This window comes from Acetobacter pomorum, from assembly GCF_002738225.1.
GTDB lineage: Bacteria > Pseudomonadota > Alphaproteobacteria > Acetobacterales > Acetobacteraceae > Acetobacter > Acetobacter pomorum.
Genome location: NZ_PEBQ01000043.1, coordinates 37,676 through 46,453, shown reverse-complemented (window position 1 = coordinate 46,453; position 8,778 = coordinate 37,676). Strand labels below are relative to the sequence as shown.

The window sequence follows — 8,778 nt, the reverse complement described above, 5'->3', positions numbered from 1 at the left end:
TTGGAAGCGCACCCTCAGAGGACACTGAGGCCAAGAGAGAGACCCATGAAGTTCGCAAAACTGAAAGAACGACTCAAAACGCAACCGCGCAAGCGCACGACAGGAAAACTCTATCAGTGGCTGTTTGAAAACCACGCAGAACTGTTGGAAATGCGGCTACCTGGTGAAATGTGGTTGCCTTACATAGAACTCGCCATTGAGGACGGCGTGCCTATCAAGACTGATACCAGGTCGATACAGCGTGTGCGCAAAACATGGCACCTCGTTTGTCGAGCCAAAGCCAAACGGGCTCAAGCCCTTCCCACCTCAGACATGGAAAAGCCAAAGAATAATGAGAATAACGACAGGCCCATCATGCCCAGCCGCTTACCCGCCGACTGGACGCCAGAGTTCGTTGATATTCCACAACCTGCCCCGCCATCTGTTCAGCCAGTGCCTCAAAGCTCCTCTATGACCCTTAAAACCGAGACGGTTCCTGCAGGCGCCCCCATGACGATGGAGCAAAAAATAGACAAAGCTCGTTTTACGCTGGGCCAGGCCAAGTTCGACCTCACGTTGGCCAAGGAACAGATCAGGCGAAATGACAGTCAGGGCGCGCCGATGCTGATCAAGGAAGTAGAGGCAAAACTCCCTGAACTAAGAGAGATCATCAAGCAAAGGCGCGCCATCTATGATCGTCTGCTCGCAGGCGAGGATGTTCCTGAGGCAGAACTGGAATTCAAATCACCTCGCGAGAGAGAGGAAGACCAGTATTCGGACTGAAGAGGCTTTTTCATTTTTTTCTGGAGAAATCCTATCTGGTCGCATGATGACACGGTGAAATCCTTCTGAACGGCACCCTCATGATTGCGCGGTGCCGCACCAGAAAAGGATGATTCAATGACTGCAACCAGAACGGATCCAGCGAAGACCCAACCTGCCAAGCCAGCCCGCACCAAACCCCCTGTGCTCCTGACCGCAGTCGGTCGGCAACGCACGGGCAAGACCGTTTTCCTCAATGCCCTGACTGAGACAGTCATGCGTCAAGGCGGTGATGTAGAAGTCTGGAATACAGACCTCCTGAACGTCTCCCACTCCATCGCGCACTTCCACCCCAATACAAGGAAACCCGCTACGGGCAATCTCAAGGAGCAGAAATCCTGGCTGGAACAGCAGATCGAAGGCATGGTGAAACGCCAGAAAGACGTGATACTGGATATCGGCGGCGGCTGGACTGCCTTCCACGAAATCATCAATAGCACCCCTCTTGTGCCGCAACTGGCCAAGCTGGGGATCAAGGTTGTCGTGGTATATATGCTCGGCACGGAACTGGCCGATGCTGACTACCTGCAGGATCTGCAAGAGAAACGGCGCTTCCTGCCCGGTCACAGCATCATCGTGATGAACCGTGGCTTGCTGCCGCTTGGTTACTCAAACAACAGCCATTTCGACAAAATCCGTCAGACACCGGCCGTCATGAACGCCACGGTAGATGCGTCAGATGACAATGGCGGAATTTACTTCTTGCCGGAACTGGACGGTATGGACGAAATCACGGATCGTCGGATGTCTTACGCAGACTTCATTGATGACAAGAACGTCGAGGGCCATCCCCCCAGCGGTCTTTTTGACCGGATGCGCGCAGAAGTCTGGTTTCACCGCTCTTTCCCCGAGTTTCTTGCACAGATTGACCCTAGCCTCCTTCCCGACATGCCCAAAGGTCTGCCTGTCCCGAAAGACTTTGAGTAGCCATGAGTCAGAAAAACGACAGACAGCCGGACAATCCACCCACTCCCGCGCAGGCGATTGAGGAGCTGAAGCATGCGCTTCAGCACTTCACTGTCAGGCCGGATACTGCGAACGGGCGTTTCTTCTTAGCGATACTGGCCGTGCTGGAAGCACAAAACCGCACCCTTGAAGCTATGCCCAGATGCCTCGATGAGGCCCTCGTCTTGGTTAAGGCAGAACGTCGCTCAATCGAGCTTACATTGCAGGACGGTGTGGATGCAGCGAAGACGCTGAGCCAGATCAACGAACGGATGGTTGAGCAACGTGTTCTGGATGTTGTCAGCAAGGTCTTCCAGTCGTTGAAACCTGAAATCGGGCGGCGGGCAAAACTGATTGCCGACCGGTATCAATGGCGCTCCACTGGGATCATCATCTTCTGGGGGATGGTTCTTGTTCTCATCGGTTTCGTGCTGGGGCGTCTTCCATGAAAGTGTGACCATAATGGACACACTTTCCCTGCCCGCTCTTTTTTTAAACTCGTCGCATCATGATGAGGAAAAATCACCGCATCGCAACCAAAGGAGATGCTCGTGAAAAAGAGACGAACCGCGTGGAAGGTCTGGCCTGTGCTTGCCTCTTCCTTCTTGGTTTATCCTGCATTGGCACAAACCGTCAATGTCCCGGCAGGTCTGCCGCCAACGGTCAATGCAACCTATCAGGAAGTTGGGATGGGCGGCTGGACACCACCGACCTCCACCACAACACGGCAGATTAGTGGAAGTGGGTCCGTAGTCTCTACAACCACAACAAACGGAAGCAGTACGGATGCTCTGCAATCGATGTATTCCCAATCATGGGGATATGCCGCGGCCCAAAATGCCAGTGCCCTTGGGGTAACTCCAGATGCTCTGGCGGCAACGTGCGTTGTAGAGTCAGGATGTCGCAACGTTTATACAGCAAACGGCAATTCATCCATAACAGGTGCATTTCAAATGTCGAACGGCACCTACAATGAAGCTCTGCAAAAGGCGTTGGCCTCTAACCCCAGCCTTGCATCCAGTATCACCAACACGGGAATTTCTGGCCAGCAAGATCCGGCCACACAGGCGGTTGCTGCGGCACAGTATCTCAAGGATGCTGCGACATCGCTTCAAAATGCAGGGATAAGCAACCCGACCGCCCTAGACACGCGAGCCTATTACAATTTCGGCCCACAGCGAGGCGCGCAAATCGCTACTGCGAATGACAGCGCATTGATGTCCAGTTATGTTCCCAGTAACCAGCTTGCTAGCAACGGAATCTCATCAGGAGAAACAGTCGGTCAGTGGAAATCTTCCATCGCCGCAAAGATGGGCTCCGCCGCCAGTTCTCCAATTCTCAGCTCGTAGGATAAGACAGCATGACACTGAAACATCTACGTCTCGCCTTAGGAATGGCGATCTTGCACATGACGCCTGTAATCGTGATGGCAGCAGAACATAAGCCTATCAAGCCGGTATCGGGATATGTCTGTATGGCGCTTGATGCGCCTGATTCCGTCATGATGAATTTTGATCATCCCATCCCGCTCCAGACTGAGCCTCGCGATGGAGCGCCGATGATAGCACCAGCGCTTGGTGTTCTACCCGTAACCACGAACGTTCCAGAAACGAATGGCTATGTTCAGAGCATGAACCTTGCATTCAAGACTGGATGGGTTCCAGCCAAATATGTCAAACCCTATGCTAAGGTTCATCCGGGGAACACATGTACGCCCTACGTGATGGATGACGGGAAGCTCGGATTCATTTTCGGACATTAGACCCACGCGGATATTCTTGCGTTACTGCTCCTGCCCTGTGTGGCGTCTGCTCTCATCTTCACGGGTGGGCGGAAATATGAAGCCAGAAATAGCTCTATCCAACGCAGGCAAGCAGTCGGCCTCACCATAGCTGGAGCAGTGACGTTGGGCATGGTGATTGCCAAAGCCTATCTCTCTGGACACTGAAAGCGTCTTCCGCATCAGTTCTGTCCCACAGAAAAGCCGCCATAAGGCGGCTTTTTTTGTGGATCAGCTGGCTGTGCTCAAACTGCGCTCTTGAAATGCCGGATCATGCAGTCGTTTTCGAGGAGATGGTCGCGCTAGAATTGCTGCTTCCAGATCGAGCAACCATGCCGAGAGATCAGGAGGCAATGACGATGTCCCAGCAATGGCGCGTCGAAACTGTGTGCGATGCATATCGCATCTCTCGGCCGCGAGACGTTCCGTCCAGCCCAGCACCATGAGACACTGGAACAGTCGGCGACCGGAGAGCCGTAGAGCCGGGCGTTCGGAAGAAGAGGGGGTGTCTGTCGTTTTCATAGTGTGATGTTGGCTGGCCATGATGCGACCGGCCAACCTTCACTGTGTTTTATCCCTGAATCAGGAAGGCCCGGAGCAACCGCTTCCAGAATGGCACCCCTTCTGCCCTCCATGTCCGCTGGAGTTGCCTGTCTGCCGCAAGGCTATCCCATAGCAAAGGCGAGACGGACAGCCTCTCTCGCCGGGTTGCCCCCTCTCTGCGTTGCCGTTTCCGCTCCTTGCGGATCATGATCGCACGGGCAAGATTCATGACACACCTCTCTCGCAAGCTGAACTGCCGCTGTAGAGCTTTTCCACGACGCCGATAACTTTTGACCCAGGCACTGTGACGGTCCAGTATGTTCCATTCCTGCCGACCTTACTCACGTTGCACTCGTCAATCATCCAATGATTTTCCATGGCTGTCGCGGGTGTCACGAAGATGGCGCGTCCGGCAGACAATTCCGTCTCCGGATGCCCTGACAGCCACAGAACGTCTGAACTGTCTTCGTGCTTCGAATCGTGAGGCTCAATCCCGGAAACCCTGGCGCCCAGTAAAGCCACTATTTTCAAGGATACATGATAGCATCCTTCCAAGGACTTCGCATAACCCGCTGGTTTTTGCTCGACAGTAATGGTCAAAGGCAAAGAGGGATCGAAATTTTTTTCTCTCCGGACTGCTTTCATAAGACTGCCGAATTGTGCTTCAGCCTCATCATCCGCCACAGTCATGGAGACAATCGTCTCTGGCTGATAAACCTCTCTCTGTACCTGACGCTCCTGTGTCTGTAAACCGTCATCTTTTCAGACAGTCTGGTTAGGTCTTCTTGTTATACTGACCATTTGTTTCTTCTGGGGCAAAAGACAATCACGTCCCATCCTCCAGCCAGTTTTCAACCTTCAAGCCTCGGATGCACATAAACTCACGTGTGTTGTTCGTCACCAGGGTCGCCTTGAGGGTGTAGGCGTGAGCCGCGATGAGCAGATCATTCATGCCGATCGTCTGCCCTGCGGCTTCGAGTTCGGCGCGGATGCCACCGTATTCACAGTCGGCAGGAATATCGAGAGGCAGCACGGGGACAAACGCCAGCACGCTTTCAACCCGGTTTAACAGCTTTGCAGAGCCTTTTTTAGCACATCCATATCGTAACTCAGCGGCCACAATGATGCTGGTACAAAGGTCGGCGGGATTGATACGTTCGACGCGACGCGCACATGGGCCGGAAGGATTTCGGACAAGATCACTGATGATATTGGTATCAAGGAGATAGGCGTTCACAGAATATCTTCCGGTCTGGCGGCTACGTCCTGAATATCGGGAAAATCGTCTTCGGGGGCCAGCTGCGGCTCTTCGCGCCATGCCATGAGAAGCTCCTTCAACGTTGAAGGGGTTTTCACAGGCTCCAGAACGAGCTTGTCACCGTCACGGCGGATCAACACGCGATCTCCAGGCATTTCAAATTCGACCGGAATACGCACAGCCTGACTGCGATTGTTCCGAAAGAGTTTCACTTCGCGCGGTCGGGGAGTCATTTCAGGAACAGGCATTAGAGCCTCCTTTATGTATATCCCTAATTGTATATGCCGAACATGCTGACCTCAAGGCTTTTTAATTGCCCATTAAAGGTGCCCGACAGTCACACCATCTCGCCCCCGCATGTAGTGCACCATATAATCGACGCCCGCTATGGACAGCGGCATAGCTACCCCCTGCAACCCTTCCAGACGGGCTTCGTCTCGGCGTGAGGCGATAAAAGCCAGCGCACTCCCTCTTGAGAAAGGCCTGAAGGATTCATCCTCGCGCAGCTGAAACCGTAACGGGACAAGGTCGGCCAGCCCGCGGGCGACATCATGTGGGGTGGGCTCCGGCTCTGGCACCTTGGATCGGAGCAACGAAGAGGCCACTCGGTCTTCCTGAATGGCCAGCAGCAGCCTTTCAAACCGCCTGAGTGTGTTGAGCCTGAGAAAGGAAGGTGTGGGCATTCCATTCACGATATGGAATGCCGTGCGCCCCAGCTCCTGAACAAGCTGTCTCATGCCGCCACTCTCCTGCGGATCATGCCAATGCGATCGAGAACCCGCGCATCACGGGCGGCGATTGCGACCAACCTTGCCTGTTTTGCTTCCTCTTCGATTTCTGCCATGATCATCTGATTGAGTGCTATTCTGACAGCCTCTTCGTCCTCCTGGCTGTCCCATTCCTCATTACCAGGCACTTCGCATCCTGCGGGGCAGCATCCGTATTCAATACCGTGGCAGCAGAAGCCCTCAAGGTGGAAGTCATCGACATCCGGGGCATAGTCCCCTTTCTGTCTGGCATAGTCCTGCAGGGCTGCGGCCTGATCGGGAGCGAGCCGAGAGGCAGTCTGATCAATCTCTCTTGTCAGTTTCTGAACATAGAGTTCATAAGAGCAGCCACAGCCTTTGCTTGCTGCGGTATTGGCTGTTTCATACAGATCTGCGACAGTTGACATAGAGGTTACTCTGGCTGGACTGGCCGGGGCACCTCCCCGGCCTTAGAGGAAAAAACTGGCACTCAGAACGGGATCTCGTCATCGATACCAGCGTTTGACTGCGGCGCATCCCACCCACCGGCCTGACCGCCGTTATTGCGGGTGCCAGAGTTCCGTGGGGCGTTGCTGTATCCGCCACTCTGTTCACCCTCCTCAGTGTGCCGCGTATCCAGAATGGTCAGCTCGCCCCCAAAACGAGGCAGCACAATTTCGGTTGTGTAGTTGTCCTTGCCGTCCTGCCCCTGCCATTTCCGGGTCTGGAGTGAGCCTTCGAGATAGACCTTGCGGCCCTTGCGCAGGAAACGTTCCGCCACATCTGCCAGACGTTCATTGAACACGACGATCTTGTGCCATTCAGTGCGCTCACGCCGTTCGCCAGACTGGCGGTCGTTCTAGGTATCGGACGTGGCCAGAGAGAAAGAAACAATCTTCTGCCCGGACTGGGAGTGACGCACTTCCGGGTCTTTGCCGAGGTTGCCGACAAGAATAACTTTATTAACGGAACCAGACACAACACTTCTCCTACCCTGCTATACTTCATATGAAACCGGCTTTACTGGCCGTTGGCGGTATTGTTTCTTCCGTCTACAAGTAAAAGATAGTACGTATACTGAAATAATGCAAGAAAAACGACAGGAAAACGCAAGAAAATATAAGTTTTTTCAAGGAAATCCTAACCACACAAACCTTTCTTTTCCGAACTCCCTTTATTTACTTACCAATTAATAAGTAAATGACAAGTATAGGAAAGAACGGCGGTGAGCATTAGCACGAAAGTGGCGAGACCCCGTTTAGGGGGCTCGACATCTCTTAGCGGCTATGCCGCTTAGAGATGCTGGGCGAACGCACCCCGAGAGGGGCGCCCCGGACACTGCAGAAGATCACCCGCAAAAGCTGAAACAGATTGAAAAAAAGGAAGCAACCCGACAGGAAATCCAAGGCCATGCCGGTCGAGACCAGAACGATTCAGGCTTACAGCCAAAAGCGTGAGAGGATCCAGAACGCCCTCCCCCGCACCCAGCCTCGTATGAAGAGGGAAAAAGGTGCAGTGATCCCCTTCATGAGCAGAGGCAATCGGAGCTAACGGGGAACCTAAAGCGTCAGAGCGTGAGAACAGTCCAAGAGCTGCCGGGGCGCAAGAGAAAGGCGGCACTGAGGCCGCCTGGTTGTCAGGAATGATGGGATGCCTGAGCGTCGAGCCTGTCGCGTAATTTGTTCAGTTGGCGCAGGATTGGGCCGAGAGCAAACCCCACTACAAGGGTAATGATGCAGAACGGCACGACAATACCAATCATATTGACCGTAAAATTATCCATGACCGGTTTTCTCTTCGTCTGGAGGATATAGGGCCGTTGGGACAGCGGCATACAAGCGGCCCTAGATATTATGGATTATGAGAAGTCTGTACTTCGAGCCTGTCGCGCAATTTGTTAAGACGGCGCAGGATTGGGCCAAGAGCGATGCCGAAGGCGAGAGTTCCAACGGCAAAGATTCCGTAAACCACCACCATGGTAACCGTAAAATTATCCATGACCGGTTTTCTCCTCGTCTGGAGGATATAGGGCCGTTGGGACAGCGGCACACAAGCAGCCCTAGATATTTTATGGATTATGAGAAGTCTGTGCTTCGAGCCTATCGCGTAACCTGTTCAGGCGACGCAGGATTGGGCCAAGAGCGAGACCAAAAATCAAAGTCCCGCCTAAGAAAGGCACAACAACCAGCAACATGTTAGAAATAAAATCATTCATGGCCTGAGTCCTCCTTTCCGTCTTCAGGATAACGGATAAAGGTGAGAATTAGCAAGGAAATGGTTTCGACGATCAGAGCAATACAGCCCGCCAAGATCATACTGTGACCACTCACATGGACTTGCCCCGTAAAAAGTGGGGTGATGATACCTGCACCTGAAATACTGAGTGCTGTAGTTTGGAAAGCCCCAGCAAGGGCCTTGAGCCGATCCTCCTGAGATTTCCGGGTCTGCCTTGGGGGCAGAATAGCCCTGAGAAAGCGGCGCTCCCGGTCTGTAATCTGGTTCGTGTTCATCCAATACTCATCCGGCGTGAAGGAAAAGAACCGGGCGGCGAAGCCGCCCGGCCGCTGTATCAGAAGCCCAGAGCGTCTGCCTGTGCATCGGCGATCTGACGATCAAGAGAGCGGGCGGAATTGCGGCTGTAGGGCTTCCACAGAAGAAACGCCCTCATCCGAGGCATCTGCTTTGTAAAAAGGATATGATAAAGA

General features: G+C 53.6%; 16 protein-coding genes and 1 pseudogene. 5 read left to right on the top strand and 12 right to left on the bottom strand.

Annotated features, from left to right (window positions below; genetic code table 11):
• The first annotated feature begins 45 nt into the window (after nt 1-45).
• The 5 genes from CSR02_RS03510 (at nt 46) to CSR02_RS03490 (ending at nt 3,508) form a co-directional block, all read left to right on the top strand.
• Complete coding sequence (locus CSR02_RS03510) at nt 46-762, top strand: hypothetical protein (protein WP_231862529.1); 717 nt, start codon at nt 46-48, stop codon at nt 760-762.
• 117 nt (nt 763-879) lie between these two features.
• Complete coding sequence (locus CSR02_RS03505) at nt 880-1,728, top strand: hypothetical protein (protein ID WP_035362718.1); 849 nt, start codon at nt 880-882, stop codon at nt 1,726-1,728.
• 2 nt (nt 1,729-1,730) lie between these two features.
• Nucleotides 1,731-2,195, top strand: coding sequence for a hypothetical protein (locus CSR02_RS03500; protein WP_020936768.1), 465 nt, complete (start codon nt 1,731-1,733; stop codon nt 2,193-2,195).
• Between the two features lie 96 nt (nt 2,196-2,291).
• Complete coding sequence (locus CSR02_RS03495; RefSeq protein WP_003626746.1) at nt 2,292-3,095, top strand: hypothetical protein; 804 nt, start codon at nt 2,292-2,294, stop codon at nt 3,093-3,095.
• A 59-nt stretch (nt 3,096-3,154) separates the two neighbouring features.
• On the top strand, nt 3,155-3,508 hold the full coding sequence (locus CSR02_RS03490) for a hypothetical protein (RefSeq protein WP_003626745.1): 354 nt from the start codon (nt 3,155-3,157) through the stop codon (nt 3,506-3,508).
• Between the two features lie 249 nt (nt 3,509-3,757).
• Here CSR02_RS03490 and CSR02_RS03485 read toward each other — a convergent pair whose 3' ends face one another.
• From CSR02_RS03485 to CSR02_RS03435, 12 genes and pseudogenes are all read right to left on the bottom strand, one after another.
• The gene (locus CSR02_RS03485) at nt 3,758-3,925 is read right to left on the bottom strand and encodes a hypothetical protein (RefSeq protein ID WP_244176755.1); all 168 of its coding nucleotides are present in this window, start codon (nt 3,923-3,925) and stop codon (nt 3,758-3,760) included.
• 172 nt (nt 3,926-4,097) lie between these two features.
• A complete protein-coding gene (locus CSR02_RS03480) occupies nt 4,098-4,298 on the bottom strand; it encodes a hypothetical protein (RefSeq protein WP_006560470.1) in 201 nt (66 codons plus the stop codon).
• On the bottom strand, nt 4,295-4,759 hold the full coding sequence (locus tag CSR02_RS03475) for a hypothetical protein (protein WP_020936773.1): 465 nt from the start codon (nt 4,757-4,759) through the stop codon (nt 4,295-4,297). The genes CSR02_RS03480 and CSR02_RS03475 overlap by 4 nt, the downstream gene beginning before the upstream one ends.
• A 136-nt stretch (nt 4,760-4,895) precedes the next feature.
• On the bottom strand, nt 4,896-5,306 hold the full coding sequence (locus tag CSR02_RS03470; RefSeq protein ID WP_035362716.1) for a type II toxin-antitoxin system VapC family toxin: 411 nt from the start codon (nt 5,304-5,306) through the stop codon (nt 4,896-4,898).
• Nucleotides 5,303-5,575 carry an antitoxin gene (locus CSR02_RS03465; RefSeq protein WP_003626741.1) on the bottom strand — a complete coding sequence of 91 codons (273 nt, stop codon included), beginning with the start codon at nt 5,573-5,575 and terminating at the stop codon, nt 5,303-5,305. The genes CSR02_RS03470 and CSR02_RS03465 overlap by 4 nt, the downstream gene beginning before the upstream one ends.
• 72 nt (nt 5,576-5,647) lie before the next feature.
• A complete protein-coding gene (locus CSR02_RS03460; RefSeq protein WP_003626740.1) occupies nt 5,648-6,064 on the bottom strand; it encodes a hypothetical protein in 417 nt (138 codons plus the stop codon).
• Nucleotides 6,061-6,501, bottom strand: coding sequence for a hypothetical protein (locus CSR02_RS03455; RefSeq protein ID WP_003626739.1), 441 nt, complete (start codon nt 6,499-6,501; stop codon nt 6,061-6,063). Before CSR02_RS03455 ends, CSR02_RS03460 begins: the two co-directional genes overlap by 4 nt.
• 62 nt (nt 6,502-6,563) lie before the next feature.
• A pseudogene (gene ssb / locus CSR02_RS03450) lies at nt 6,564-7,052 on the bottom strand (single-stranded DNA-binding protein).
• A gap of 657 nt (nt 7,053-7,709) precedes the next feature.
• Nucleotides 7,710-7,856 carry a hypothetical protein gene (locus CSR02_RS16500; RefSeq protein ID WP_003626735.1) on the bottom strand — a complete coding sequence of 49 codons (147 nt, stop codon included), beginning with the start codon at nt 7,854-7,856 and terminating at the stop codon, nt 7,710-7,712.
• Between the two features lie 68 nt (nt 7,857-7,924).
• Complete coding sequence (locus tag CSR02_RS16495) at nt 7,925-8,071, bottom strand: hypothetical protein (RefSeq protein WP_157884547.1); 147 nt, start codon at nt 8,069-8,071, stop codon at nt 7,925-7,927.
• A gap of 70 nt (nt 8,072-8,141) precedes the next feature.
• The gene (locus tag CSR02_RS16490) at nt 8,142-8,288 is read right to left on the bottom strand and encodes a hypothetical protein (protein ID WP_020936778.1); all 147 of its coding nucleotides are present in this window, start codon (nt 8,286-8,288) and stop codon (nt 8,142-8,144) included.
• Complete coding sequence (locus CSR02_RS03435) at nt 8,281-8,583, bottom strand: hypothetical protein (protein ID WP_003626733.1); 303 nt, start codon at nt 8,581-8,583, stop codon at nt 8,281-8,283. Before CSR02_RS03435 ends, CSR02_RS16490 begins: the two co-directional genes overlap by 8 nt.
• Nucleotides 8,584-8,778: the final 195 nt, after the last annotated feature.

Excerpts from the sequence above, each read along its gene's own strand:
- CSR02_RS03505 (WP_035362718.1), top strand. The coding sequence starts at position 880 with ATGACTGCAACCAGAACGGATCCAGCGAAGACCCAACCTGCCAAGCCA.
- CSR02_RS03435 (WP_003626733.1), bottom strand. The coding sequence starts at position 8,583 with ATGAACACGAACCAGATTACAGACCGGGAGCGCCGCTTTCTCAGGGCT.
- CSR02_RS16495 (WP_157884547.1), bottom strand. The coding sequence starts at position 8,071 with ATGGATAATTTTACGGTTACCATGGTGGTGGTTTACGGAATCTTTGCC.
- CSR02_RS03460 (WP_003626740.1), bottom strand. The coding sequence starts at position 6,064 with ATGAGACAGCTTGTTCAGGAGCTGGGGCGCACGGCATTCCATATCGTG.
- CSR02_RS03490 (WP_003626745.1), top strand. The coding sequence starts at position 3,155 with ATGACGCCTGTAATCGTGATGGCAGCAGAACATAAGCCTATCAAGCCG.
- CSR02_RS03495 (WP_003626746.1), top strand. The coding sequence starts at position 2,292 with ATGCTCGTGAAAAAGAGACGAACCGCGTGGAAGGTCTGGCCTGTGCTT.
- CSR02_RS03465 (WP_003626741.1), bottom strand. The coding sequence starts at position 5,575 with ATGCCTGTTCCTGAAATGACTCCCCGACCGCGCGAAGTGAAACTCTTT.
- CSR02_RS03510 (WP_231862529.1), top strand. The coding sequence starts at position 46 with ATGAAGTTCGCAAAACTGAAAGAACGACTCAAAACGCAACCGCGCAAG.
- CSR02_RS03455 (WP_003626739.1), bottom strand. The coding sequence starts at position 6,501 with ATGTCAACTGTCGCAGATCTGTATGAAACAGCCAATACCGCAGCAAGC.
- CSR02_RS16490 (WP_020936778.1), bottom strand. The coding sequence starts at position 8,288 with ATGAATGATTTTATTTCTAACATGTTGCTGGTTGTTGTGCCTTTCTTA.
- CSR02_RS03475 (WP_020936773.1), bottom strand. The coding sequence starts at position 4,759 with ATGACTGTGGCGGATGATGAGGCTGAAGCACAATTCGGCAGTCTTATG.
- CSR02_RS03480 (WP_006560470.1), bottom strand. The coding sequence starts at position 4,298 with ATGAATCTTGCCCGTGCGATCATGATCCGCAAGGAGCGGAAACGGCAA.
- CSR02_RS03485 (WP_244176755.1), bottom strand. The coding sequence starts at position 3,925 with ATGCATCGCACACAGTTTCGACGCGCCATTGCTGGGACATCGTCATTG.
- CSR02_RS03500 (WP_020936768.1), top strand. The coding sequence starts at position 1,731 with ATGAGTCAGAAAAACGACAGACAGCCGGACAATCCACCCACTCCCGCG.
- CSR02_RS16500 (WP_003626735.1), bottom strand. The coding sequence starts at position 7,856 with ATGGATAATTTTACGGTCAATATGATTGGTATTGTCGTGCCGTTCTGC.